This is a genomic window from Nocardia sp. NPDC056952 (assembly GCF_042674185.1).
In the GTDB taxonomy this organism is placed as follows: domain Bacteria; phylum Actinomycetota; class Actinomycetes; order Mycobacteriales; family Mycobacteriaceae; genus Nocardia.
Map to the genome: position 1 here is coordinate 653,938 of NZ_JBHURA010000002.1, position 25,326 is coordinate 679,263.

Consider the following 25,326-nt stretch of genomic DNA (forward strand, 5'->3'; position numbering starts at 1 on the left):
ATCGATGGGATGTGGGTCAGGCGGTGCGGTCGGCGGTCGCGACGGCCGGGAAGTATCCGGTCTCGGCCCCCCACGCCAGCGCGGTCGACCACCATCTCGGGGTCGGCGCGGCGAAATGGATGCCGAGCCGGTCGAGCGCGGCGACGGTCCAGGAACTGTCGATCCGCACGTTGCGGTCCGCGTCGTGGTGCGACCACGCCATGGCCTGCCGCACCGCCGCCGAATGCGACCCCTCGACCCGGGCGAGTGCTGCCGTGAACGCCGTGTCGTCGGTGAGCGCGACCGGATAGCCCGCCGCGGCGCTCCAGGCCACGAGCTCGTCGTGGGCCACCAGGTGCGGGGTTTCGATGTGATAGACCCCGGGCGCGCAGGCGGGTCGGCCTGCCAGTGTGGCGATCGCCGCGGCGACGGTGTCGACGTGGGAGAACCCGAAACTCACCGCGGGCCGACGTGGCGCGGCGCCGGCGAGCAGGTAGCCGCGGATCATCTGGTACACGCGGTTGTCCCCGATATTGCGTTGGAACGCGCCGGTCCGGCTGTCGGCCGCGATGTGCCCGCTGCGATGGATATAGCACTGCCGACCCTGAGCCGCCCACCGTCGCACTGTCAGCTCTGCCCCGAATTTGGCCCGCTCGTAGGGCGTTCGGAAGTACTGACCGATCCGCAGGTCGGCTTCGCTGAATCGTCGCGCGGTGCCCTCGACACCGCCGGCGACGCCGAGGGTCGACAGGTGGTGGAACCGGGCGTCGGGTGCGTGCGCGTCGATCCAGGCGAGGAGCCCGGACACCGCGGTGTGGTTGGTTCGTTCGAGTTCGGCGGGTGCGGCGACCAGTCGGGTGTCGGCGGCGGCGTGGATGATCACCTGCGCCCGTCCCGCCGCGCGCGTCGCATCGGCCGACATCCCGAGGTCCGTCCGGGTGATGTCACCGGCGAGCACCCGGATACCCCGCACGTGGCGCAGCCGCTGGCGGGCCTCGATGTCGCGGTCCCCGCGCACCAGACACGTCACCTGCGCGTTGCGTGCGAGCAGCGCCGAGAGCAGGTGCCCGCCCAGATAACCCGTCGCGCCGGTCACCAGCACGCGCGGCGCTTCCTCGACCACCCGCACCCCGGCCCGCGGTGCGCGCGCGCCCGCGAGCAGGACCTGCCCCGATGTCGACAGCGCCGATGTCGTGGCAGGGGCGGCCGCCGTGCCCGCGTACTCGGCGACGGCAGCGGCGAAACGGGTCATGATCTGGCGCGCCCGGTCGTCGGAGTCCGGGGACCCCGGGTGCACGAGGTCGGTGACGAGGCGGCCCTCGACGATGCGAGCGGTGAGCTTGAGCCGATAGAGCAGGTCGCAGTGGGGATTGCGCGCGGTACCCGCCTGTTCCGGCGCGACCGACCAATCCAGGGTCTGCTTGTCCGGCAATTCGAACGTGCCGAGAAAATTGAACCCGATGTCGGGGCGCGCACCCACGGTGTCCATCGGCTGCTCGGGCGTGCCCGCGAGGAGATGCTCGATCTCCGCGGCGGAGTGGGTGGGCTCCGACGGTGAACATCGTTCCAGCAGTACCCATTTGGCGGCGGTGAACCAGCCGACCGTATCGAGGTACTCACCGCCGCCGTCACCGACGTCACGACCGTGGGTCTCCACCTCGACCGCGATCCGCGACTGCTCCTCACCGCGCCGCACCGCCGCGGCGAATGCCGACAGCAGCAGAGCCTCGAGGCCTTGCGCACCGCCGTACTCGCGAACGAGCGCGGCCGTCGCGGTCCGGTCCAACGTCCACACCAGGCTCGCCGGTCGTGGCGCGGGCCCGATCGTGCGAGCCGGGCGCCGCACCGGCGCGGCCACGGAGCCGCCACGATCAGCCGCCCAGCGGTAGTAGTCACCCGTCCCCGGAAGGTCGAACTGCTTGCCGTGCAAGGCCGTTCGATACGCGTAAGCGAGATCGTCGAGCAGGATGTGCCAGGAGAAACCGTCGACGGCCAGGTGGTGGACGATGATGGCGAGGCGGTCGTCGTGATCGCCGCCGCCGCTGAACAGGTGCACGCGCAGCAGCCGCCCCGCCGCCGGATCCAGGCCGAGGTGCAGGTCGGTGCAGGTGCCCTCGACGAACGCCGCGATCCGCGCGGCCGATCGCGGCAGCCGGGAGAACGAGACCGCCGCCATTTCGTCGACGTCGCGACAGGCACCCGGTCCGGTCGGCCCGATCTCGGTACGCAGCACAGCATGTCGCTCGGCGAGATCGGTCACCGCGCGCGACAGGACACCGGCGTCGACAGCGTGACCGCAGCGCAGCACCACCGACTGATTCCACTGCCGGTGATCACCGACCGGCTGTGCGAACATCCACCGCTGGGCAGGCCCGGGCCGGCGCCCGGGCTGCTGTCCCCCCGCGGCCCTCGTCGCGACGGCATCGATCGGTCGTGCGGCCGCCGCCAGCCGCCGCGGGGTCGGATGCTGGTAGAAGTCGTCGAACGTCACGCGCTGACCACGCCGGTAGAGGTAGGCGATCGTGCGCATGGCCAGAATCGAATCCCCACCGAGGTCGATGATGTCGGCCTCGGGATCAACCGACGGCACTCCCAGCGCACCTGCCCACAATGCGGCGATACTGTGCGCCAGGCCGCCTGCCGGGTCCTCGCCTCGACGAGTCGGGCCGGCGGCACCGCCCGCACGGGAGTCGAGCAGTGCGGTCACCATCGCGCCGACGCGGGGGCGATCCAGCTTGCCCGTGGACCCCAGCGGCAGCTCCGGCAGCACGAAGATCGGCTGTGGCACCGCGTAATCCGGCAGCACCTCGTGCAAGTAGGCACGCAGTGCCGCCACTGTCGCCGCATCGTCGGTACGCGGCGTCAGCCGAACAGCCGCACGGAGCCGATGGCCCGTCGCCGTCGGCTGGACGACCACGGCTGCCCGCTCGACGCCGGGCACGCACTCGGCGGCTCGTTCGACCTCGGCGGGATCGACCCGGAAACCACGGACCTTCACCTGACGATCGACGCGGCGCACGAACACGAGCGCTCCGCCCGCGCGCCGCCGGCAGATGTCACCGGTGCGGTAGACCCGGTCACCGTCGCGCGGCACGAACTTTCTCGCGGTGTCACCCGGCGACCCGAAGTATCCTGCGGTGACCCCCTTTCCGCCGATGTACAGCTCGCCTTCCGATCCGTCGGGGACCGGATCGCCCCCGTCGTCGAGCAAGCACAGCGTCGTTGTCACGCCGATGGCCGTTCCGATGGGAACGATCTCCTCCTCGGGCAGTTCGTCCGCGGTGGTCGCCACGAAGCACGTCGCGCCGACGGTCGTCTCGGTGGGACCGTAGTGATTGACCACCCGGTGCGCGATACCGCGGGTGAGCAAGCTCGCGGCGAAGGCGCGGGAGAGCGGTTCGCCACCGAGCAGCACTGCGTCCAGAGGCCCACGGTCCGTGTCCTGTTCGAGCGCGCCCAGGTGAGATGGCGTCGTCTTCAGGACCGAGATGCCCGCCCGGCGCACCGCGGGCCAGAAGGCCGCTGGGTCGCGGGTGTCGCGATCGGCGACAACGTGCACCGACCCGGCGCTGGCCAGTGCGAGCAACCACGCCGTGTGGCCGAGATCGGCCGCCAAGGTCGTGACATGCCCGACGCAGGGCGCGTTGCCCGCGTCGAAACCCAGTCGTTCGCACAGTGACCGCGCATAGTGGGTCGCGTTACCGTGCGTGACCGCGACCGCCTTCGGCTCGCCCGAGGACCCGGACGTGAACGAGAGATAGGCGAGGTCACCGGCGTCGACAGGGCACGCACCGTCCCGTGCGTCGCTCTCGATCGCCTCGACCGGATCGATGACGATCGACCCGTAGTCGGACACCGTCGCCGACACCGCACAGCGTGCCCCGACAGCGCCGAGCCGGCGACGCAATTGACCCGCACTCCAAGAGGATTCGACCGGAACCGCGACCGCGCCGCGGCACCACACCCCGAACATCAGCGCGCATTGCCGGGCGTCTCGTTCGCCGAGAACAGCGACATGATCGCCCCGGCCGACCCCCGACGCACGCAGTCGGTCCGCGGTCGCCTCGGCTATTCGCTCGACCTCGCGATAGGTGAACACACGGTCGGCGTCGGCCAGTGCGGGTCGCTGTGGGTGTTCGCGCGCGTTACGCCGCAACAGGTCGATCAGCGTGTCCGCCTTCATCGCCGCACACCTTCGCCGCGCAGCTCACCGGCCACGACACCGTCGATCAGATCCCCCTCGGGAAGCCTGCCCGCGAGTTCCCACGCGATCATGCGGTGCAGCCCGTCGAGGTGGAACAGTCCTTCCTCGGCCCGCAGATCGGCATAGTCGCTGTGCCCGGCCGGAGCGGCGCTGAGAAACACCGTGGTGAACGGCGCTCCGGTGAGGGCGGTGATCAGCCCCGTGCACACCGGGTTGGCGGCAGCCAGATCGGCCCGTTCGGTGCGCAGCCGTGCGGCCGCCTGTTCGACTGTCAGCCCGGTACGCGGCACCAGTTCCCGGTCGCCGCCCTCGCTCAGATGCCAGGGCAGGGTCACCGCGGCCAGATCAGCCCGCGACAACAGCACCCGGGTCCAGGTGCCCGACAATTCGTCACCCCGGCGAAGGTTGTCCTCCCCTTCGCGAAACCGCACACCCTCTTCCGCCCCGTGCGCGCAATGCTCATCCCGGTAGATCGCCAATACCTCGGCGAGATCGCTGTCTCCGACGATTCTCATGATCGGGCGCCCCTATCCTTGTGCGATATCGTCTCGGAAATGCTTGTCGGCGAACAACTCCGGCGAAAGCCCGGTGCCGAGGCCCAGCTCACGCGCACGTGCCAACATATGGCGCCAATACGGTTTCACCGGTCGCCAGCGCGCCGCGCCGGTCTGGCAATAGGACGCGTCGACGAAGTAGCGATGCCGCTCCGATGCCGTCGTCGACAGTCGTCGCGCGTGCAGTAACGCCGAATGCAAGAGCACCGTCGAACCCGGTGGTAGCGAATCGATCACCACCTCACCATCGAGATGGTCGGTGCCGACATGCGCCATCGCCGACTTTTCGCGCGACTGATGATGCGACCCCGGCAGAATCACCAGCGCGGCCATGGTGTCATCGAGTCCGGTGAGGTAATGCAGCGTGTGCACCATCGCCAGGGAAGAATCCGCCAGATCGTTGGGTTCATAGTCGTGATGCCACGATTTCGCCGCGATCGTCGCGTCATGGCGGTCACTGTGCAGGTGGTGGTAGACGAAGTCGGGTCCGAGCAGCTGGGACAGGATCGCCATCAGCGGCCGATACGTCAGGATTTCCCCGTGCGCGGGCAATTCCAGTTCCATCACCGGCGGTATCCCATAGGTCGCGGGATCGCGGCAGCTGTCGATCGACCGGGCACGTAATCCCTTGTCCACCCAGTGGTCCACTTCCGGCAACAGCCGTGCGCACAGGTCGTCCGGAATCAGTCCCGGCACGATCAGATAGCCCGATTCGGCGAATTGTCTCGCCGCGAGAATTCCGGTGTGATCATCATCGAGAACAGGCCGCATCAGCCCGCCCCTCCCTTCGACAACAAGCGGTTACACGGTGGGAACCAGGGACGCTTGCGCGTCCCGCAGCCAATTCAGGGTGCGTTCGATGCCATTCGGCAGGGCGGTGGTCGCCTCGAGGATTCGCTCGGCGCGGGCGCGGGCGACATCGAGGCAGCTGCGGCGCACTTCACCGTCGCGAGCGGCGGCATAATGCGGCAGCCACGCGGTCGGTTGCAGGCCCGCGGCGGTGCGAATCGCGTCGACCAGTCCGTTGACGGTGATCTCGACCCCGGTGCCCACGTTGTATTCACCGAAACTGTGCTGACCACATTGCGCGGCAGCGATATTGGCTTCGACCACATCGTCGACGTAGACGAAATCCCGGGTCTGCATTCCGTCGCCGTAGATGATCGGCGGACGACGTTCCAGCGCGGCCGCGCAGAAACGCAGCACGACACCGGCATCACCGTCGAGGGATTGCCGCGGACCGTAGACATTGCTGTATCGCAGGGCCACGACATCGATATTCGTGGTGTCGGCGAACCAGCGCCCGTATCGTTCGCCCGCCCATTTCGCCAAACCGTAGGCCGACGGTGGATCGGGCGCGGTCGCCTCGGGTGTCGGGTAGTGCGCGGACTCGCCGTAGATCGCACCGCCGGTCGAACTCAACACCACGCGCCGCACCCCGGCGGCCGCTGCGGCGGCCAGCACACTGACCACACCGACCACGTTCTGCTCGGCGTCAGTCACCGGATCCGCGATCGAATAATGGACGCTGACCTGCGCGGCGAGATGGAACACCACATCCGGATGAAACCGCTGCATGATCTCGCGAACGGTGTCCGCCGATCGGACATCCGCACTGACCAAGTCCGCGCCGCGATGCAACGCCGACTCGAGATTTCGAACATTGCCGTGGCTGAGGTCGTCCACCACGAGCACTTCGGCGCCGCGTGCCACGAGCGCATCCGTCACATGCGAACCGACAAATCCGGCTCCTCCGGTCACCAACGCACGCATCACTCAGGCCCCCTGAGAAGAAGTGGTCGAGAACCATCACGAGTGGATGGCTCGAGTTGTGAACGATGTTGTCCTACACGCTATTTCGGAACATCTGCCGAACCCGACGGTCCAGTCACCGTAACACGCTGTTATCCAATGATGTTGCAACTCAACAGGTTTCAATATTGCGTTCGCAGGGCGAGTCGTGATGTGACGCCGGGTCGAGTATCGGACACAGTCGAGGGGGTGCCGGCGACGAGGTACCCGGCCAGCAGATGCGCTGCGGAATCAGGGGATCACCGGGCGCGGGCGCGCGCCGAACGGGACATGAGCGACGCAGCTCTCGTTCCTGTCTTGCTCTGCGCCACACTGTGTTTGGATCGAATCAATCGCATTACGCACAGGTGGGTAATCGGTCGATCAACGGCAGGAGCGATCTCATGCGCGGCACCGTCATCCACGCTCCCGGCGACGTCCGCGTCGAACAGCTGCCCGACCCCCGGATCGAGGCACCGACCGATGCGATCATCCGCACCGTCGCGACCTGCGTGTGCGGCACGGACCTGTGGGTCTACCGCGGCATCGAGGCCGTCCACGAACCGCAACCGATGGGCCACGAATACATCGGTGTCATCGAAGAGGTCGGTACCGAGGTGCGCGCGCTCCGGCCCGGCCAGTTCGTCGTCGGCTCGTTCGCCACCTCCGACAACACCTGCCCGAACTGTCGCCACGGCTACCAATCCCGCTGTGTGCACCGCGCATTCCTGAGCACCTGCCAGGCCGAATACATCCGTATCCCGAACGCCGCGGGCACCCTCGTCGCGCTCGACGAGACCCCCGATCGCCGCCACCTGCCCAGCCTGCTCGCCCTCTCCGATGTGATGGGCACCGGCTGGTACGCCGCCATCGCCGCCGAGGTACACCCAGGTGCGACCACCGTGGTGGTCGGCGACGGCGCGGTCGGGCTGTGCGCGGTGCTCGCCGCCCGGGAACTGGGCGCCGAACGGATCATCGCGATGAGCAGGCATCCCGCGCGACAGAAGCTCGCACTGGCGTTCGGCGCCACCGATATCGTCACCGAGCGTGGCGCGGAGGGCGTCGCGGTAGTCCTGGAGCTCACCGGCGGCATCGGCGCGGACTCGGTGATGGAATGCGTCGGCACCGGCGAATCGGTGACCCAGGCTCTCCGATCGACCCGCGCGGGCGGGAATCTGGGCGTCGTCGGCATTCCCCATGATGTCGAACTCGACAGCGCCGAGATCCTCGCATCCGCGGTGGGGGTGCGCGGGGGCGCGGCCCCTGTGCGCCGGTTCCTTCCCGATCTCATCGATCGCGTCCGCACCGACCGCATCGACCCCGGCCGAGTCTTCGACCTCACGCTCCCCTTGGACCGGATCGCCGAGGGCTACCGAGCGATGAACGAACGCCGAGCCGTCAAAGCCCTGCTACTACCGTGAATGCCGAGCAACGGCGCTGCGTTGCCTTGGCCTCGGCCACCGATATTGTCGCGAGGCGCGGGAAGCATTCCCGCGCCCCACTGGTTGCCGTTGCTCGCGCCCCGATTTCGAAGCGTGGCTCCTGCCGAATCCGCTACTCGCGTGCGGCGTTCGCGGTCGTGATGAACTCGATCTGCGCGGGTGAGGGTCCGCAGAACTCGCTCTCGATCCGGTCGGACTCCTCGGCCTGCATCCGGTACATGCTGTCGCGCAGACCGTCGTCGCCACCGTGGAACGCTTCCAGCAGTCCCATCCACCGAGCCGCCATCTCCTGCGCCTCGGGTGAGGTCGGGTCCATGCCCGCCACGATCGCCGCGTCGACCTGGGGGATCAGCACGGCCCAGTCCGCTTCGGCTTGCTGAATGCGCTGTTCACCGAGTTGTTCCCGGCGCAGTGCGAGCTGGGTCAACTGCTCTTCGGTGAAGTATTGCTTGATGGTGTCGTCCACCATGACGGTCCTCCTGATCAATTCCAGGAAGTGATCCGTGGATGCGTCCGACCGGCTTTGCGCGGTGGCGGTCAGTGCCGCGACCAAGGCATGCAGATCCCGGGTCGCGGCCAGTTGCGCCGCAAGATAGTCGCGGTGAGCGGCCAGTACCTTCGTCATCGCCACGGAGCCCGCGAGCAGATCGGCGATCTGGTCGAGCCCCAGGCCCAGTTGACGCAGGGCCAGCACTTGATACAGCCGCTCGACATCGCTCGCGGTGTAGAGCCGGTGGCCGGTGCCGGAGCGTTGCGCCGGGTGTACCAGCCCGATCCGGTCGTAATGATGCAACGTCCGCACCGTCAATCCGGCCTCGGCCGCGAGCTCACCGACTTTCCACACACGCTCGGTTCCGCGCTGGTCCATCCGCTTCATCCCACTTCCACCGGCGCACTGTGCGCCGGTGTCACCGACGGTAGAACCTGACCTTACGTCAGGTGCAAGCCCGAATACGCCCGCCGAATCCAGAGGTCACCACATCGCTAGACCCGATCCAGCGCCTTCCACGGCTGCGGCGGACGTTCGGCGACGATGCTGTCGCCGGGTCGGACCTCGCCACCGGTGACGACCACGCCCATGATTCCGGCCTTACGCACAAGGGTGCCTGCCGCGTCGTGGTGGACGAGCTGCTTCAACAGCCCGTCTTGGAACCTGTCGATCTGGACGCACGGGTTGCGCAGGCCGGTGATCTCCACGACCGCGGCGGAACCGATCCGCAGCAGCGCCCCCACCGGAAGTGCGAGTAGATCCAGGCCGCTGGTGGTGATGTTCTCACCGAGATCGCCGGGGAATACGGCGAATCCGTGTTCGGCGACCTCGGTGAAGAGCTCCTCGTGCATGAGATGAACCTGCCGCAGGTTCGGCTGGGTCGGGTCCTGGGCGACACGAGAGCGGTGTTTGACCGTTGTTCCGGCGTGGACATCGCCCTCCACACCGAGTCCTGTCAAGAGCCGAATGCTCGGTCTGGTCGGCTTGGTGAACGAGTACTCACCGTTGCTGTTCACCGCGATCACTGTGCCGCTCATCGTGTTTCGTGCCCCTCGTCGTTCGAAACGTCACGGCGAGCGTAACCCCGCACAGTGCCGTCTATCCGGTGGTTTTCGCCTCAGCGAGGGGTGGGGCACTGGCCTTCGTAGCGGCTCAAGCCGAGACCGTTGGCCTTCTTGCTGCGGCCTACGGGGCCGTTCTTGGCGGAGCGGACCCAGGTGCCGTCGGTATCGAGGACGGGCATGCGTTCGCTGAAGGCTCGGCTGTAGTGGATGGTGCCGTCGACAGTGAGGATGCCGTCACGCACATCGATATGGGCGACGGTGGCCCAGAAGGAGCTCTTGCCGTTGCCGATGACGACGGTGATCTGGTCGGCATCCTTGTCGGGGAGGCCGTCGGGGCCGGGACGGCCGTAGCGGACGCGGACGCGGGGGTTGCCGAATTTGTCGATGGCGCCCGCGCCGTTGTCCACGGATTGGTAGACGTTGAGGAGCAGATCGCCGTTCTCGGTGGGGCGGACGGTGACCTGTTCGGTGGCGGGGAGGTTGTCGGCCCCGGGGCCGCGGGTGTCGCCCTGGTGATGGATGAACGGCCACCGCGTGATGTCGCCCTGGTGGCCCTTCTCGCCGCTGAGGACCACGTAGTCGCCGGTGATCTCGTTGCGGCAGAAGAAGTACACGTCCAGGTCGCCCGTACCGAACTCGGTGACACGACCGTTCGCGTCGTATTTCGCACCGCGGCCGTCCCACTCGAGGCCGACGGTCAGGACGTAGCCCGGATCGCCCTTGCGCAGGTCGATCGTGGCGCGGCGATCCGGCGAATCCTTGGTCAGCACGACATCGACTTTGCGCAGATCGACCGAGGGCGCCGGGGGTGTAACACTCTGGGGCGCAAGCACTTCGGCCACGTGCGCGGACACGTCGGCCGGTTCTTCGTCCGCGTCGACGACGATGCCGTGATCGGTCGCGAACGCAGCCAGCCCGGCGCTGTATCCCTGACCGATCGCGTCGAGCCGCCACCCACTTCCCCGCCGATACAGCGCCACGGCTTGCAGCACCGTTTCCGAATCCAGACCCGGCGGCACGAAACTCACCGATTGACTGGAACCGACAGCGGAGACCCGCAACCCGGCGACCGCCCCGAACTCGATCCCCTGCGCCTCCGTACTCCCCGTGATCACCACCCGATGAATCTCGGCGGGCAATGCCGAAAGATCGACCGCGACAACAGCATCGGACTCCAACCGAACACCCGACGCTGCCGGATTGTTGAAGAACACGAAGTCGGCATCGGAACGCACCTTGCCGTCGGCGGTCAACAGCACCGCCGCGATGTCCACCGCCCCGGCCGGGCTGTCGAGATCCAGGCGCACCGTGTACCGCCCGTCGACGAGATCGGTCTTGGACCCTTTGGACACCTCGACCATCGTTGCCGCACTCCCACTCATGATTGATGCCCTCCACCGGTCGGCTGAGCCCCACGGTACCCGCCGAGCCTGCCATCGGGTCTGCGTTCGATGACCGGCACGGACCTGTAGGTATGTCCAAGCACGGGCGGAAAACCGTTGGGTTCGGTCACAGATCGAGGCGCAGCGGTAGCGGGAGTGGCGAGTGTGTCGTTGACTGGCTGGATGGACGTCCGTGAACTGATCGACCGCAAGGCGGGTCGTCGGGTCTCGGTGGTGGTGCCCGCGCTGGATGACGAGGACACCGTCGCCGGGGTGGTTGCTTCGGTGAAGTCGCTGCCCGATGGGCTGGTCGACGAGTTGATCGTGCTCGATGCCGGGTCCGCTGATCGCACCATCGCGCGGGCGCGCGCCGCCGGGGCCGAGGTCTTGACGCGGGAGGAGGCGTTGCCGGGGGTGGCGGTGCGACCGGGCAAGGGCGAGGTGCTGTGGCGGTCGATGGCGGTGTGTACCGGTGATCTGATCGTTTTCCTGGACGCGGATCTCGTCGAACCCGATCCGATGTTCGTGCCCACCTTGCTCGCACCGCTGCTCGCCGACCCCCACATCGCCCTGGTGAAGGGCTACTATCGCAGGCCGATGACCGATGACGCCGACGGGGGTGGCCGGGTCACACAGCTCGTGGCGCGCCCGCTGCTCACCGCGCTCGCACCCGCGCTGGCCGAGATCATCCAGCCGCTCGGCGGCGAATGTGGCGCCACGCGTGCGTTTCTCGAGCAGATCTCCATCGCCGGCGGGTACGGCGCGGAGATCGGGATCCTGCTCGATTGTTGGCAGCGGCGCGGTTTGTCGGCCATCGCCCAGGTCGACCTCGGGATCCGCGTGCATCGCAACCGGCCGACACACGAACTCGCGGTGATGAGCCGCCAGGTCGTGGCGACTCTGCTCGACCGACTCGGCATCCGGGATTCCGGGATCGGCCTGGTGCAGTTCCTGCCCGGGGAAACCGGTTGGCGGCGAACACCTTCCGAGGTCAGCCTGGCCGACCGGCCACCGATGTCGCGCCGCATCGCCGAGTACCGCGACATCGCCTGACACACGAGAACGCCGGCCCCGCGAGGGACCGGCGTTCACGCGTCACACAGCGACGAGACCGAAATCGAGCTTCACCAATTGGTCGGCGCAATCGAAGTACCGGTCGTCATGGGTGATCACGATGACCGTCTTACCGCGGCGCTTCAGATCGGTGAGGATCTCGTGGTAGAACACGTCGCGGAACCGAGGCTCCTGATCGGCGGCCCATTCGTCGAAGACATAGATCTGGCGGTCTTCGAGCAGGGCGGTGAGCAGGGCCAACCGCTTGCGCTGCCCTTGCGACAGGTCGACGGTCGACAACCGGCCGTCCTGCACGGTCACCTTGTGCGCGATCTGCAACTCGTCGAGATAACGCTGGACTTCGGCGTCGATACCGGGGCGGTCGAATCCCAGGTAGTCCTCGAACAGATGGAAATCGGTGAACACCGCCGACGAATTCTGCCGGTACCACTCGATGTTGTCGTGGTCGATCCTCTCCCCGTTGAGCGACAACGACCCCGAGCGTGGCACATACAGACCGGTGATGAGCTTGGCCAGCGTCGACTTCCCGCTGCCGTTGCCACCGACGATGAACGTGATCTGGCCCGGTTCGAAAACCAGGTCGATCGGGCCGAGGCGGAAACCGGCATCCTCGGACTCGTCGAGCCCGGGCGGCGGAGCCAGCGGGCGCACATCGACGCCACCGTGGTCGACCCAGTTCTTGCCGTTGACATCCACCGGACCACCACCCGGATGTGCGCCGGGGTGGGCGGGATGCGGATGCCGCGGCCTGCCGTCGCCCTCGCGCGTCGGCATCCCGGGACGCGGCGGATGCCCACCCGGCCCGTGCGATCCCGGCGGAGGTGGCACCTGCGAGGGCGCCTCCGAGCGATAGATGTAGCTGACGTTGGTCAGTTCCAGCTTGGCCTCCCCTGCCGCTGGACGCTCCGAATACGGCAGCGACTCCTCGTCGTGCAACGTCGTCATCGACAGGTTCATCGCCCGGATCTTGGCCAGCGCCACATCACCACGCAGCAGATCGGGGATGCGGTGCATGAAGTTCTGCATCGGCATCGCCAGGAACGTGGTGACCAGCACGTAGCCGACCATCGTCTCGCGCGGCAGATCCAGTGCGGCCGCGATGACGAACAGGATCAGCGCCATCGTGGCAAGCTGCAGCGCCTGGCCGAAGCCTTGGGCGTAGGAGAACTTCGAGCCCGCGTCGGTGTTCTGGTCGCGCAGCGTACCCGCCGAACCGAGCAGGTGCCGGTCCATGAAGTCACGACGACGACCGCGGTGCAGCTTCAGTTCCTTGATGCCGAGGGTGACGGCCTGGAACGATCGCAGCAACGCGTCCTCGTTCTCCCGAGCGTCCCGGTAGATACCGCGGACGCGCTTGAGAACCAGTTCGACACACGCGATGCCGACCAATGTGCCGCCGACCGTGACCGCGAAAATCGGTCCCGAGACCACGGCGAGGAACACGAAGCAGCCGACGATGGTCGCCACATCCACGCAGATCGAGGGAATGGCGGTGACGGCCTGCGACAGCGAACGCACGTCCTCGGTGAGCGTCGCCATCAGGCGGTGCATGCCGAGCCGTTCGAGGTGTTCCAGTGGGGCGGAGACGATTCCGGAGCTCAGGTCGCTGCGCAACCGGTAGATCGCGTCCTGGGACAGCCGGATCAGCAGAACCTGCGACAGCACACCGCTGACGAGGATCACCAGACCCGTGCCACCGAAGCGCAGCAGCAGGTTGTCCGGCTGTGGGCGCGGCGAGACGACCGCGTTGATCAGCGTCACCAGATAGGTGTTGGCGGCGCCGCAGATCAGGCCGGCGGCGACGACGGCCGCGATCCTGGCCGGCGACAGCGCCGCGAGAAAACGGAGCAGATGCATAACCTTCGGCTCTCAGCTTCGGATGACATCGAACACGATGCCCTCGAGGGTGACACCGGGTGCGAACGAGAACGCCACACCGGTAGAGATCGGTGCCGCTGTCTGTGCGTCGCGGATCATCCGCTCCAGCACGAAGATCAGCGAGACACTGAGCATGTTGCCGTGCTCGGCGAGCACCGCCCAGCTCGGCGCCGCCAGCTCGGCGGGGATGCCGAGCGAATGCGCCGACTCCTCGATGATGCGGGGACCACCGGGGTGGATCGCCCACAACTCGATATCGGACTTGCCGAGCCCGTTGCGCGCCAGCACTTCCGACACCACCGGGTCGACACCGCGGTAGATGTAGTCGGGCAGGCTGGTCGCCAGTTCGCAGGTGATGCCCGCGTCCTTCACACCGAGCACGATGCCGTCCTCGGCGTCGTCGAACAGGTGGCTGAAGCTGTCGCGGATCACGACGCTGCCGGCCGCGAGCGGCTTGTGCACCTGGTTGGCGCCGATCACCACCGCCCCGCAGCCGTCGCCGAACAGGCTGTGGGTGATCACGTCGTTGACGTCATCGTCGAAAACGGCGTTGACCGAACTCAATTCGATGCACAGCACCATCGCCTTCTTGTCCGGGTGGGCCCGGACGTAGTCGACGGCGGCGCGGATGCCGTTCATGGCCGCGGCGCAACCCATGAAATTGATGACCATCCGGCCGACCTTCGGCGACAGACCCAGCTGCTTGACCACGGCGACGTCGACGCCGGGGGCGATGAAGCCGGTGCTGGTCACGAAGATCAGCTGGCCGATGTCCTCGGCCGGGTTCGCCAGCCCCGCGACGGCGCGCTGGGCGACGTCGACGGCGAGCGGCACGGCGTGTTCGAAGAACAGGTTCATCCGCTCCCGGATGGTGCCGGGCTTGCGGCTGAACTCGAGGAACTCGGAGTCGAGTGGGTCGATGGCCAGGTGCCGGGTGTCGATCCTGGTCTTGGCGTAGATCCGCGGAATACGCTGGCGCTGAGCGGGATCGGAGAACAATTCGGCGACCCGGCCCGCGTTCACGGACTGCTCGACGACCAGCGAGGGCGAACCGGTGGCGACCGCTTCGATCACGCCGACGGTCGTCGGCGGCGTGGGTGGTAGCAGGTCGTGCCCGCGCTCGACGTCGGGCGTGCGGAGCAGGTCAAAGGAAACAGACACGGGCACAAATCCTTTCGAGACAGATCAGAGGTGGCAACGGCCGGGTCAGACGGTTCCGATGCCGGAGAAGCCCTGCGCGGTGTAGACGACACAGGTCTTCAGCGCTGATGGTGCGCAGTGTTCGCGCACGAAACCCCACCGGTTCTCCTCGGCCTCACGGGAGGGCGCGAGCAGATAGGTCCGGCACAGCTTGGGGAAACGATCTCCGAAGAAGCTCTTGGCGGGCAGCCACTCCACGCCGAACTTCGCGGCTTCCTCACGCACCACGTTCTCCGAGGCGATATTGGCAAACCCGCTGCGCTGGAACGGAAGTACGTGATGGGCACGGTGCGAGCTCAGGCCCGCCGAGAGGAAGCAGTCGACGTACTTGTTGCCGACCACGGTCAGGTCGTAGGCCTGCTCGAGCTGGTTCACCGCCCAGTCCTCGGTCTCGGTGTGCAGTTCCTCGGTCGGGATCTCGAAGTCGTGGCTGGCCACCACCATGAAGGTGCTGATCCACAGCGTGATCACGAATTGCAGGCCCCAGGCGAGCAGGTCACCCGCGATGGCGAAGGCCACGAACTCGGCCACCAGCAGGAACCGCATCCCGAACGAGCCGATGAAGTGTGGCAGCGCGCCACGCCAGCTGCCGTACATGTCCTTGATGCCCACCTTGCGGGTGAGCCTGCAGACATCGAGGAGGCGAATGATCATGCCCGTCAGCAGATGTCCGAACTTGTGTACGGTGTGCACCGGCACCCGGTACAGGCGCGGGATCTGCATCATCATCGTGAAGACGTTCTTCTTGATGTCGACTTCACTCTGGGTGTGCGGGTGGTGCAGAAGTGCGTGCCCGTCGGCGGTGACGAAAGACAGCGCGACATAGTTCATGTCGAAGGCGTTGACCGCGTACTTGTTCAAGCCCTTCTGCGCGCGGTGGATCGCGTAGTGACCGAACCCGGCCAGCGAGCTGCGCAGCAGCACCATCGCGATCACGAAGGCGGGCAACGGCATCCAGCTCGTGTCGTAGAGACGCAGCGCCTGCACGGCGATGTAGGCGAAGATCAGCACGCCGACGACGATGTTGAACGCGCGGTCCATCCGCTTCAGCCGGGCCGCCAGCTCGGGTTCCTTGAGCCGGGCCTTCACCTGGTGCAGCAGATCGGCCTTGTTGTCGAACTTGTACTTCGGGGTGTCGTCCCAGCTGTTGAAGCCGTCCTTGAACAGGAAGTCGGGGGCGTTGTTCTTCGGATGGATGTCCTCGGGCGTGGCATCGCGACCGAGACTGTAACGCTCGATCATCCGCGCGATTTTTTCCGGATCACGGTGGTAGGAACCGATGATCGAGGTGATGTCGCGATTTTTCGTGCGGCCGATGAAGAATTCACCGCCTGGATGCTTGGAGATCCAGTCACTCAGGTCGTAGGCTCTGCCGTTATAAACCCATACGTTGTTGACGGGAGGCCGACCCCCCGGGCCGGGCGGTGGCGGGAGCTCGCGCTCCGCTTCATCAGGTCGATCATCGATCGTCATTAGTTCTTCCTCCGTGTCCGATCGGCGTCCGATGCGTGTTGCCTGCCGACCAGCGTCCCGACACGTATAGTCCTTGTGGCGCCTTGCATCTCGCTGAACATTCTCTTATTGGATGCGCACTCGTGCGTTCGTGATTCGTTTACCGCGGGCGACACCCAGACGACACACCGGCCCGGGGCTGCGGAGGGCACTGCGTGCCAGGCTCCGCTGACCCCGGACCGGTGTGGGTTGATCCGGTATTACCGGCGAATATCAGCCGGCGGGCTTGATGATGTTGACCGGCTTGGCCCAGTTCGACAGACCGACGGTGACCTCGCCCTGATCCTTCTTCACCACGGCGCGAACAAGATTCGGGCCGTCGCCGGTGGACGCGGCGTCCGAGGGCTTGGTCGAATCGGAGGCGGGCGGGGCGGTGTCCTGGATCCACACGGTGATCGGCATGGTGCCCGCGTTCTGACCGATGCGCGGCACGATCGGGTCGATCACCGCGGAGTCGATGGTGCCGGAGACCTTGACGGTGTTGATGCCGTCGATCACCTCACGGCCCTCGGTCTTCGCGTTCTGGATATTGGCGATCACATTCGCGATGCCCTTGTCCTTGTCCAGGATGACGCCCGGATCGTAGACCTTCTCCGCCGGACCCGACGGCACGTAGCGGCCACCGGCCTGGGTGTAGAGGACCTTGTCCACCACAAGGAACTTCGCCTCGGTGAACGCGGCTTCGGGGGTGAGCTTGACCTTCGCCTCGCCCATCGCCGCGCCCGAGCCCTGGGTCTCGTTGGTGACATCGGCCGACACGGTTTCCACCGGCAGGTCGGGCAGGTTCTTGACGTTGATCTTCAGGTGCACGTTGTGCAGGGTCTGCGTGGTCTTCGCCGACTCCTTCACGATCTGTGCGCCCTCGGGCAGCTGGCCGGTGGGCGCCGGGCCCGCCGTGGTGGCCGAATCGTCTTTGGTGCAGCCGGATACGAGGGCCGCGCAAACCGCCGCCGCCGCGACGACCGAAGTGATGCCGGAGCGTCGCGCGAAGCGCCGACGCGAGGTGGGGTTCGGTGTCATGTGGATCAAGTTTCATCCCCTGGAGATGGTCGTATATCGGTATAGGGCAGCCGAAGACCATCGTTCATCTCGTGCTCCCCCGTCGGCGATAGTACCCGAGGAATTCGATTTGCGAGTTGTCTCGTCGCGCTATCGATTACGGGTATCCGAACCCCGGGGCGAGACGGCGTTACCCCAGGTCAGCCCGATACATGGAACCGCCGTCGATGATCGTCGCCCGGGCGCCGCCGCTCGCCGTCCGACATCGCCAGCAGCACGGCGAACTTCGCGGCCTCGGCATCGTCGACGGGGGTGAAGATCTGGATCCACTCGCCGTCGGTGGCGGGCAGGCTCATGATCGTCAGGTGCATCGCGAGGTCACCCACCGCGAGATGCTGGATCACCTTGACCAGGTTCACCGGCACCGCCACGTCGTTGCGGGCCCACATCCCGGCGAATTCGGCACTGGCCGCACACAACTCGTCGATCAGTTCCTGCCACGCCGGGTCATCGAGGTGACGGACCGACGCACCGCGCAGGTAGGCGACCATGCGGCGCAGATCGTCGACGTTGTGCCGATAGGGATTGCAGCACTCCGGTGTCACGAACACAGTGCGCAGCACATTGGCGTCGGGGCGGGCGAGGCCGGGAAACAATGCGCGATAGGCGTCGTTATAGGCCAGGACGTTGTATCGGGAATCGAGAAGCACCGCGGGCAAGGGTGCGAGCTGGTCCAGGATCATCGGCAGACCCGGCGGCATCGCCGGCTCCACCGCGGCAGCGGGCACCGACGGCACATCCGCGAGGCGATAGAGATGCACCTTCTCCGCGTGATCCAGGCCGAGGGTGCGCGCCACCGCGTCGAGCACCTGCACACTGGCGTTGATCGGTCTGCCCTGCTCCAGCCACGTGTACCAGGTGACGCCGATGCCGGACAGCTGCGCGACTTCTTCCCGGCGCAGACCCGGCGTTCGCCGCCGCGACCCTGATGGCAGACCCACATCCCCCGGGGTGATCTTGGCGCGACGGGACTTCAGGAACGCACCGAGTTGGGCGCGACGCTCGGTGCTCACCGAGCGCATGTCGACCACTTCACTCATCCCATCATCGTCGTCCATGCCGATCCTGGTATCCAGGTGGTGCCGGTACCCGGATCAGCTTGCGCTGCGTCGAATTCAGTGCGTGCACAAATGCCGGTCCCGGCCGGTTCGAGCGCCGGATCACCGCTGCGCGATCAGTAGATTGTGGGCAACTCGACGCCCTCAGGAGGTTCCGCCGTGGCGGTACACACGCACACCCTCTCCGTGGCTACTGCCGACGGCAAGGCCGATTCCTTCCTCGCCTACCCCGACGACAACGCGCCCCACCCCGCGGTTCTGGTGTTCTCCGACGCCTTCGGTCTGCGGCCGGTGGTGCGCCGTGACGCCGAACGCCTCGCCGCCCACGGCTTCACGGTGCTCGTTCCGAATCTGTTCTACCGCCACGGTTCCGCACCGGTGGTCGACCTTCCCGATTTCATCGGGGGCGATCGGCGCGGTGAGATCTTCGGTGTCCTGCGCCCGCTGCTGACCGCGTTGACACCCGAGCTCGTCGTCGCCGACGCCGCCGCGTATCTGTCGTGGCTGGCGGAGTCCCCGCTGACCACGGGCAATCCGGTGGGCCTGTCCGGATATTGCATGGGCGTGCGCCACGCACTACACACCGCCGCCGCCTACCCTGACCGTGTGGCCGCGGTGGCCGGCTTTCACGGCGGCCGACTGGCCACCGAAGACTCCACCAGTCCGCACGCCGTAGTCGACCGAATCACCGCCGAGGTGTACCTCGCGCACGCCGACGCCGACCCCGGCCTCCCGCCCGAACAGATCGAACAGCTCGACGCCGCCTTCACCGCCGCAGGCACCGTCTTCCGCACCGAGGTGTATCCCGGTGCCGGCCACGGCTTCACCCAATCCGACACCGATGTCTATGACGCCGGGGCCGATGCCCGGCACTGGACCGAGCTGACCGGCTTGTTCGCCCGCATCCTGCGCTGAACCTGTTTTGCAGGCCGGCTCGCGGGTTCGGTGACAACATGGCCGGTGGACCACCGAAGACCATCGGTTGTGATCAGCGATCCGGGTTCGTCGCCCGAGCAGCCACCAGTTCGGTGAAGGCGGTGGCGACGAGCGCGACGGAGTGATCGGTGTCCGCACTCAGCGCCCGCAAGGTCGCCAGTGCGCGGGTGCCGGGCAGCTCCACCAGTGCTTGAACGAGCCGGATACGGATGGCGGCGTCGTCTTCGTGTGCGGTCAGCGCGGCGGTCAGCGCGCCCAGAATTCGATCTGCGGATTCCGGGTCCTGCGACAGCGCGCCGAGCACTTCGCCTGCGTCGACATCGTTGGTGCCCGCGATCACCATGGCCACCAGGATCGGCTCGGCCGCTCTCATCCCGCTGCTTCCGGCGGCCAGGGCGGCGGGCCCGCGGACAGTCGGGTTCGGGTCGTCGAGTGCGGCGGTGAGCAGCGCGGTCGCGGCCTCGCCCGGAATTTCCGCCACTGCCAGCACAGCCCGGCGCCGGACCTCGACATCGGCGGCGGCCAGCCCGGGCGCGAGCCCGGTCAGTCCGTCCTCGCCCGCCCGCGACAGCGCCCAGCGCAGGGCGCCTGCCATGTTGGGTTCGGACTCGGCGAGCACGGCCGCGGCCAGCATCTCGGCCGGCACCGGCGCGTTGTCGGCCGGGTTCAGCACTGCCTGCAGGCGGCGGTGCGGGTCGGTCGAGCCGAGTGTGCGCACGAGTTCGACGATGCGTAGCGCGTCGTGCCAGTCGCCGGGCTCGGCGTTCTCGACAGCGCGCAGACGTTCGAGTAGTTCGCGCTCGCGCACCAACCGTTCCTCGGTGCGTGCGATCAGATCGCTCACCAAGGTCTGCGGCGTGAACGATCGATCTGCCAGTACCCGGGCGATCTCGCGCAGCGAAAGGCCCAGGGAGCGCAGGCTTTCCACGTGGAAGATGCCGCGGATGTCGGCATCGGAGTACTGGCGGTAGCCGCCGACGGTGCGCCCGGTGGGCGGCACCAGTCCGAGCGAGTCGTAGTGGCGCAGCATTCGGGTGCTGACTCCCGAGCGCCGCGCCACCTCGCCGATCAGCACGGTGCGCCGTCGAGCGCCGCGACTCTTTTCGCCGCGTCGATGTCGGGATCGAAGGCCGCCTCTGGGTCGCGCAGCAGCTGCTCGGTGGCCTGTGCGTGACCTCGCACGTGCGGGTCGGTACTGACGGCCGCCCGGTGGAGCACGGTGGTGATCACCTCACCTAGTGTGGCCAGCGCCCGGCTCAGGCTGCGCCGGACGTCTCGATCACCGCGCCCCAATTGGGTGGCCAGTTCGGTGGCCAGCGCCGCGCGCTCGGCATCGGGCACGAGAACAACCGCGGCTCGCCACGCACTGCGGGCCACGTCGTCGTCGGGATCGCGCAGCAGCGCGGGGGTGATCGCCGGCCAGAGTGCCGGATCGCCGATCTTGGACAGGGTGTGCAGCGCTTGGCTGCGGGCCTGGGCACCCCCCGATTCCAGCTCAGCGCGCAGCCGCGGCACGGTCAGCTCGCCGGGGAGCCTGGTCAGTGCCCAGGTGAGCATGTCGCGGACGAAGAAGTCCGGCTCCACGGCGCAGCGGTCGATCAGGACTCCGAGCAGCGCCGGGTCAGAATGTGTGCCCGCGGCCAGGGCGGCCCGCAACCTGATCGACGCAGTCTCCGCGCTCAATGCGGCAAGCAGCCGCGGGTCTACCGAGTGTGCTGGTGTCGAGTTCATGGGAACCACCTCCTGCCTCCAGTGAAGACGTTGTCACTGTGTCAGGGTCAAGCGCTCGATCGTGTCACGATGCTCAGCCGTGTCGCGAGGCCCGAGCCGTTGGATTCGACTGCCGAACGTGCCCTGGTGGACGAATCGATCCTCGGCGCCCTCGCTCAGGGGCGACTGTGCGACGAAAGCGCTGTGCCGACAAGGGTTTCCAGTGCCGCACGGGCGTTGGCAACGGCGATGCGGGCGGCGATGTCGGGCGAGAGCAGTGCGCGGGGCTTGTCGACGAGTCCCATCACCCGGTACAGGGTTGTCGCGACCGCGGTGTCACGCTCGGCGGCGATCAGTACCGGCTCGAGCGCCGCCACGGCGGCTCGGACCGGCAACGAGACACTGGCGCTGACGTGTGGCATGGCGCCGTCGGCGATCACGGTGAGTTGCCAGGCGTTGTCGATCTCCGGCGTGACCGCCGTGTAAAACCTGGTGGCGAGATTCTCTCCACCCCGTGCGAGGCACTCGCGCAGCACGGCCATCTGGATCGCGGCGACGGTCATCCCCTGCCCGTAGACGGGGCTGAAGCTGCACAGGCTGTCACCGACCGCGAGCAGTCCCTCGGGAAAACGATCGAGGCGCTCGTAGCGGCGGCGCAGGTTGGCCTTGTAGCGGAAGGTCGAGATGTCGCCGAGCAGTTCACCGTTCTTGATGGCATCGAGCACGTCGGGCGGGGCGATGGCTGCGGCGAAGTCGACGAATCCTTCCTGGTCCCTCGGCGGCTCCTCGCCGTCGTGGCCGATCAGCGTCAGGATGTGCCGGTTGCCCTCGACGGCGAACAGGGCGAGGGCACGCGGGGGGAGATCGCGTACACCGATCGTGACCAGTTTGTCGTGGGGCAGTGCGTTCGGCGGCAGCTGGATGAAGGCGCTGCGGTAGATGATGTCGATCGCGGTGCCTTCTTCGGCTGGGCGGTCGTAGCCGAGCTTGTCCAGCCATGAGGGGACGACGCCTGCTCGACCCATCGATGCCACGACCAGGTCCGCGTCGACGGTTTCACGCGCACCGTCCGCACGGTCCACGATCGCGACCCCGCATATCCGCGTTCCATCGGCGCTGACAACGAGCGACGCGGCATCGCACCTGTCCCGAATGGTGACGTTGGGCAGCGCCGCGACCCGCGTGCGAAGGTGCTGCTCGAGGTGCGGGCGACTCGCCTGAAAGGCTCTGTGTCCGGTCGATACTCGCTTGAGGGTCCGGCCGGCCATGGTGAAGCGGACTTCGCGCAGCGCGTCGCATTCGACGACCCCGCTTGTTCGCATGTCCTGCCCGAACCCGGGGAACAATTCCTCGAGGATGTCCTTGCCCCGCGGCAGCAGCCCGTGCACATGACGCCCCTGCGGGACACCTTTTCGCGCCTCGGAATCCGGGAGCAGGGCATCCCGCTCGATCACCGTCACGGTCGAGTAGGCCTCACTGAGCACCCGAGCGGCCAGTAGCCCGCCGATGCCCGCGCCCAACACGACCGCGTGATCGCCGATTCTCCGCATGCCATACCTCCGAACGTCGTTGTTCCGAGTCCTGTTCATGGATCGAGTCAGGGATCCACAACTGAGACTGAATTCCAATATAGTCTCAGTACTGAGGTGGCCACAACCGGTCGTGTCATCCCGGATCGGGAACGGGAAGAATGACCGGCATGACCAACGCGACGCAGTCGTCCTCCGTGCTCGTGGACACGGCCTTGGCGATGATGGCCGAGACCGGCCTGGATGATCTGACGCTGACCGCGGTCGCTCGCCGGGCGGGCGTCTCACGCGCGACCGCCTACCGTGAGTTCGGAGACAAGAACGGTCTCATCGCGGCCGTCAGCAAAATCGAGGTAGCCCGCATGATGAGCGCCGCCTACCTGGAGATCGACATCTTCACGCCGGTGCGGCAGCTGGCGAAAGATGCCGTGGTCTTTGCCATCCCCTACCTGCGCCGACACCCGGTGATCGCTCGACTGCGCGACCAGGAACCAGGATGGTTGCTCAATGTCGCGATCGAGCACGAGGGGTCGAAGCTCAACCTGATCGAAACCGTCGGCGCCTTCATCGCACCACTGCTGGCGGCCCGCGACGACAGCGCATCGCTGGCGGTCACACCGGCACAGGCGGCGGAGATCGCCGTCCGCACCGTGCTCTCGCATGTGCTGATCAAACGCAGCAGCCTCACCGACGAGCAGGTCGGCGACGCGGTAGCCCGGGCTATCAGCCGCTAATTCGATCCGACGCTGCAACGGATCATGGTATCCGTATCAGTGATCGCCGCATTTCTGTACGTCGTCGACCATGCCGATTCCGGTATCGATGTGGCGCTGGTGCCGGACAGCGACAGGCCCTGTCTTCGGTGAGATTCACCCGTTACGGGGGATACGGACCCATCGACGCCGGCTCTACCGTCGAAACCATGGCCACCACCTCACAGGTCTTGATCAGTGAGCAGGCCGGCGCCGAGAGCGACGACATGATCCCGCTCGGCGCCGACCTCTCCCACCGCGCGTCCTGACTCATGTCCGAACTGCTGTCGGCAGAACTGAATCGAAGGGATATCCATGTCGCGCAAGCGCACTCACGTTCCTCAGGTCTCCCCGGCGTACACCGGGCGGCTGTCGATGGCGCCGGTACCCGCGCTGCGGATGCCCGAGGAATCGATGGATCCTGACGTCGCCTATCGATTCATCCACGACGAACTGATGCTCGACGGGAGCAGCAGACTGAATCTGGCCACCTTCGTGTCGACGTGGATGGATCCACAGGCCGAGAAGCTGATGGCGGAAACGTTCGACAAGAACATGATCGACAAGGATGAGTACCCCGCGACCGCGGCGATCGAGCAACGGTGTGTGTGCATGGTCGCCGACCTGTTCCATGCCGAGGGTCTGCGCGACGACGACCCGTCCAGCGCCACCGGGGTATCGACGATCGGATCCAGCGAGGCGGTGATGCTGGCCGGGCTGGCGATGAAGTGGCTGTGGCGCGAGAAGGTCGGCGACGGGTGGAAAGGCCGCACACCGAACATGGTGATGGGTTCCAACGTGCAGGTGGTGTGGGAGAAGTTCTGCCGCTATTTCGACGTCGAACCGCGGTATCTGCCGATGGAGAAGGGCCGCTACGTCATAACACCCGAGCAGGTGCTGGCCAACGTCGACGAGGACACCATCGGCGTCGTGGCCATCTTGGGCACGACATTCACCGGCGAACTCGAACCGATCAGCGACATCTGCGCGGCGCTCGACAAGCTCGCCGCCGATACCGGACTGGACATCCCCGTGCACGTCGACGCGGCCAGCGGCGGCTTCGTGGTGCCCTTCCTGCATCCCGATCTGGTGTGGGACTTCCGGCTGCCGCGCGTGGTGTCGATCAACGTCAGTGGCCACAAATATGGGCTGACGTATCCCGGCATCGGGTTCGTGGTGTGGCGCGGCCCCGAGTTTCTGCCCGACGACCTGGTCTTCCGGGTCAACTATCTGGGCGGCGACATGCCCACTTTCACGCTCAACTTCTCCCGCCCCGGCAATCAGGTCATCGGCCAGTACTACAACTTCCTCAGGCTCGGGCGATTCGGCTACAGCCTGGTCATGCGATCGCTCTCGCAGACCGCGCGCTGGCTCGGCGACCAGCTGCGCGAGAGCGGACACTTCGAGGTGATCACCGACGGCTCGGCGATCCCGGTGATCAGCTTCCGGCTGTCGGGCGACCCTCAATACACCGAGTTCGACGTCTCGCACGCGCTGCGCTCCTACGGCTGGCAGGTGCCCGCGTACACCATGCCGGACAACGCCACCGATATCGCGGTGCTGCGCGTCGTGGTGCGGGAAGGGTTCTCGGCGGACATGGCCAGGGCGTTGAGCGACGACATCACCGCCGCGCTCGGGCACCTCGACGCGCTCAAGCCCAACGGATACTTCGACCGGCTGAAGCCGTTCGCCCACTGACCCGCCCGAATCAC

The 25,326-nt window shown here is 66.9% G+C and carries 20 protein-coding genes; 5 read left to right on the forward strand and 15 right to left on the reverse strand.

Features of this window, described 5'->3' with window-relative positions; all coding sequences use genetic code 11:
- Window positions 1–16: 16 nt before the first annotated feature.
- The 4 genes from ACFTS5_RS10260 to ACFTS5_RS10275 are packed head-to-tail and all read right to left on the reverse strand — an operon-like array spanning window position 17 to window position 6,510.
- Window positions 17–4,162 carry an AMP-binding protein gene (locus tag ACFTS5_RS10260; RefSeq protein ID WP_378629531.1) on the reverse strand — a complete coding sequence of 1,382 codons (4,146 nt, stop codon included), beginning with the start codon at window positions 4,160–4,162 and terminating at the stop codon, window positions 17–19.
- Window positions 4,159–4,698 carry a DUF6309 family protein gene (locus ACFTS5_RS10265; protein WP_378629534.1) on the reverse strand — a complete coding sequence of 180 codons (540 nt, stop codon included), beginning with the start codon at window positions 4,696–4,698 and terminating at the stop codon, window positions 4,159–4,161. The genes ACFTS5_RS10260 and ACFTS5_RS10265 overlap by 4 nt, the downstream gene beginning before the upstream one ends.
- A 12-nt stretch (window positions 4,699–4,710) precedes the next feature.
- Entirely contained in the window at window positions 4,711–5,508 is a 798-nt protein-coding gene (locus ACFTS5_RS10270) for a phytanoyl-CoA dioxygenase family protein (RefSeq protein ID WP_378629536.1), read from the reverse strand.
- Window positions 5,509–5,538: 30 nt separating this feature from the next.
- A complete protein-coding gene (locus ACFTS5_RS10275; protein ID WP_378629538.1) occupies window positions 5,539–6,510 on the reverse strand; it encodes an NAD-dependent epimerase/dehydratase family protein in 972 nt (323 codons plus the stop codon).
- A gap of 422 nt (window positions 6,511–6,932) precedes the next feature.
- Between ACFTS5_RS10275 and ACFTS5_RS10280 the strand changes: the two genes are divergently transcribed.
- Window positions 6,933–7,949, forward strand: coding sequence for a zinc-dependent alcohol dehydrogenase family protein (locus ACFTS5_RS10280; protein ID WP_378629540.1), 1,017 nt, complete (start codon window positions 6,933–6,935; stop codon window positions 7,947–7,949).
- 133 nt (window positions 7,950–8,082) lie between these two features.
- Here the strand turns inward: ACFTS5_RS10280 and ACFTS5_RS10285 are convergent, their stop codons facing one another.
- The 3 genes from ACFTS5_RS10285 to ACFTS5_RS10295 form a co-directional block, all read right to left on the reverse strand.
- Window positions 8,083–8,838: a MerR family transcriptional regulator gene (locus ACFTS5_RS10285; RefSeq protein ID WP_378629543.1), complete on the reverse strand. Its 756-nt coding sequence runs from the start codon at window positions 8,836–8,838 to the stop codon at window positions 8,083–8,085.
- A gap of 116 nt (window positions 8,839–8,954) precedes the next feature.
- A complete protein-coding gene (locus tag ACFTS5_RS10290) occupies window positions 8,955–9,497 on the reverse strand; it encodes an MOSC domain-containing protein (protein WP_378629545.1) in 543 nt (180 codons plus the stop codon).
- A gap of 80 nt (window positions 9,498–9,577) precedes the next feature.
- The gene (locus ACFTS5_RS10295) at window positions 9,578–10,906 is read right to left on the reverse strand and encodes a TerD family protein (protein WP_378629547.1); all 1,329 of its coding nucleotides are present in this window, start codon (window positions 10,904–10,906) and stop codon (window positions 9,578–9,580) included.
- A gap of 156 nt (window positions 10,907–11,062) precedes the next feature.
- Between ACFTS5_RS10295 and ACFTS5_RS10300 the strand changes: the two genes are divergently transcribed.
- Complete coding sequence (locus ACFTS5_RS10300) at window positions 11,063–11,959, forward strand: glucosyl-3-phosphoglycerate synthase (protein WP_378629549.1); 897 nt, start codon at window positions 11,063–11,065, stop codon at window positions 11,957–11,959.
- A 42-nt stretch (window positions 11,960–12,001) separates the two neighbouring features.
- On the opposite strand, the gene ACFTS5_RS10305 is transcribed toward ACFTS5_RS10300, so the two are convergent.
- The 5 genes from ACFTS5_RS10305 to ACFTS5_RS10325 form a co-directional block, all read right to left on the reverse strand.
- Window positions 12,002–13,837 carry an ATP-binding cassette domain-containing protein gene (locus tag ACFTS5_RS10305; RefSeq protein ID WP_378629551.1) on the reverse strand — a complete coding sequence of 612 codons (1,836 nt, stop codon included), beginning with the start codon at window positions 13,835–13,837 and terminating at the stop codon, window positions 12,002–12,004.
- A gap of 12 nt (window positions 13,838–13,849) precedes the next feature.
- Complete coding sequence (locus tag ACFTS5_RS10310) at window positions 13,850–15,019, reverse strand: type III polyketide synthase (protein ID WP_378629554.1); 1,170 nt, start codon at window positions 15,017–15,019, stop codon at window positions 13,850–13,852.
- Window positions 15,020–15,064: 45 nt separating this feature from the next.
- Entirely contained in the window at window positions 15,065–16,531 is a 1,467-nt protein-coding gene (locus tag ACFTS5_RS10315) for a fatty acid desaturase (protein ID WP_378629556.1), read from the reverse strand.
- Window positions 16,532–16,783: 252 nt separating this feature from the next.
- Window positions 16,784–17,590, reverse strand: coding sequence for an LppX_LprAFG lipoprotein (locus tag ACFTS5_RS10320; protein ID WP_378629559.1), 807 nt, complete (start codon window positions 17,588–17,590; stop codon window positions 16,784–16,786).
- A 179-nt stretch (window positions 17,591–17,769) separates the two neighbouring features.
- Entirely contained in the window at window positions 17,770–18,687 is a 918-nt protein-coding gene (locus tag ACFTS5_RS10325; RefSeq protein ID WP_378629562.1) for a helix-turn-helix transcriptional regulator, read from the reverse strand.
- A gap of 159 nt (window positions 18,688–18,846) precedes the next feature.
- Between ACFTS5_RS10325 and ACFTS5_RS10330 the strand changes: the two genes are divergently transcribed.
- Entirely contained in the window at window positions 18,847–19,602 is a 756-nt protein-coding gene (locus ACFTS5_RS10330; RefSeq protein ID WP_378629564.1) for a dienelactone hydrolase family protein, read from the forward strand.
- Between the two features lie 73 nt (window positions 19,603–19,675).
- Here the strand turns inward: ACFTS5_RS10330 and ACFTS5_RS10335 are convergent, their stop codons facing one another.
- From ACFTS5_RS10335 to ACFTS5_RS10345, 3 genes are all read right to left on the reverse strand, one after another.
- On the reverse strand, window positions 19,676–20,698 hold the full coding sequence (locus ACFTS5_RS10335) for a MerR family transcriptional regulator (protein ID WP_378629567.1): 1,023 nt from the start codon (window positions 20,696–20,698) through the stop codon (window positions 19,676–19,678).
- A complete protein-coding gene (locus ACFTS5_RS10340) occupies window positions 20,692–21,354 on the reverse strand; it encodes a HEAT repeat domain-containing protein (RefSeq protein WP_378629570.1) in 663 nt (220 codons plus the stop codon). The genes ACFTS5_RS10335 and ACFTS5_RS10340 overlap by 7 nt, the downstream gene beginning before the upstream one ends.
- Before the next feature lie 155 nt (window positions 21,355–21,509).
- Window positions 21,510–22,883, reverse strand: coding sequence for an FAD-dependent oxidoreductase (locus ACFTS5_RS10345; protein ID WP_378629573.1), 1,374 nt, complete (start codon window positions 22,881–22,883; stop codon window positions 21,510–21,512).
- Window positions 22,884–23,032: 149 nt separating this feature from the next.
- Here ACFTS5_RS10345 and ACFTS5_RS10350 point away from each other — a divergent pair, with 149 nt between their 5' ends.
- Both ACFTS5_RS10350 and ACFTS5_RS10355 read left to right on the forward strand, forming a co-directional pair.
- Window positions 23,033–23,596 (forward strand): TetR/AcrR family transcriptional regulator, encoded by a 564-nt coding sequence (locus ACFTS5_RS10350; RefSeq protein WP_378629576.1) that lies wholly within the window; start codon window positions 23,033–23,035, stop codon window positions 23,594–23,596.
- A 333-nt stretch (window positions 23,597–23,929) separates the two neighbouring features.
- Window positions 23,930–25,312, forward strand: a complete 1,383-nt coding sequence (locus ACFTS5_RS10355) for a glutamate decarboxylase (RefSeq protein WP_378629578.1) — start codon at window positions 23,930–23,932, stop codon at window positions 25,310–25,312.
- The last annotated feature ends 14 nt before the right edge of the window (window positions 25,313–25,326 follow it).

Coding starts and splice junctions, on each gene's coding strand:
- ACFTS5_RS10260 (WP_378629531.1), bottom strand. CDS start 4,162: ATGAAGGCGGACACGCTGATCGACCTGTTGCGGCGTAACGCGCGCGAA.
- ACFTS5_RS10265 (WP_378629534.1), bottom strand. CDS start 4,698: ATGAGAATCGTCGGAGACAGCGATCTCGCCGAGGTATTGGCGATCTAC.
- ACFTS5_RS10270 (WP_378629536.1), bottom strand. CDS start 5,508: ATGCGGCCTGTTCTCGATGATGATCACACCGGAATTCTCGCGGCGAGA.
- ACFTS5_RS10275 (WP_378629538.1), bottom strand. CDS start 6,510: ATGCGTGCGTTGGTGACCGGAGGAGCCGGATTTGTCGGTTCGCATGTG.
- ACFTS5_RS10280 (WP_378629540.1), top strand. CDS start 6,933: ATGCGCGGCACCGTCATCCACGCTCCCGGCGACGTCCGCGTCGAACAG.
- ACFTS5_RS10285 (WP_378629543.1), bottom strand. CDS start 8,838: ATGGACCAGCGCGGAACCGAGCGTGTGTGGAAAGTCGGTGAGCTCGCG.
- ACFTS5_RS10290 (WP_378629545.1), bottom strand. CDS start 9,497: ATGAGCGGCACAGTGATCGCGGTGAACAGCAACGGTGAGTACTCGTTC.
- ACFTS5_RS10295 (WP_378629547.1), bottom strand. CDS start 10,906: ATGAGTGGGAGTGCGGCAACGATGGTCGAGGTGTCCAAAGGGTCCAAG.
- ACFTS5_RS10305 (WP_378629551.1), bottom strand. CDS start 13,837: ATGCATCTGCTCCGTTTTCTCGCGGCGCTGTCGCCGGCCAGGATCGCG.
- ACFTS5_RS10315 (WP_378629556.1), bottom strand. CDS start 16,531: ATGACGATCGATGATCGACCTGATGAAGCGGAGCGCGAGCTCCCGCCA.
- ACFTS5_RS10320 (WP_378629559.1), bottom strand. CDS start 17,590: ATGACACCGAACCCCACCTCGCGTCGGCGCTTCGCGCGACGCTCCGGC.
- ACFTS5_RS10325 (WP_378629562.1), bottom strand. CDS start 18,687: ATGGACGACGATGATGGGATGAGTGAAGTGGTCGACATGCGCTCGGTG.
- ACFTS5_RS10340 (WP_378629570.1), bottom strand. CDS start 21,354: ATGAACTCGACACCAGCACACTCGGTAGACCCGCGGCTGCTTGCCGCA.
- ACFTS5_RS10345 (WP_378629573.1), bottom strand. CDS start 22,883: ATGCGGAGAATCGGCGATCACGCGGTCGTGTTGGGCGCGGGCATCGGC.
- ACFTS5_RS10350 (WP_378629576.1), top strand. CDS start 23,033: ATGACCAACGCGACGCAGTCGTCCTCCGTGCTCGTGGACACGGCCTTG.
- ACFTS5_RS10355 (WP_378629578.1), top strand. CDS start 23,930: ATGTCGCGCAAGCGCACTCACGTTCCTCAGGTCTCCCCGGCGTACACC.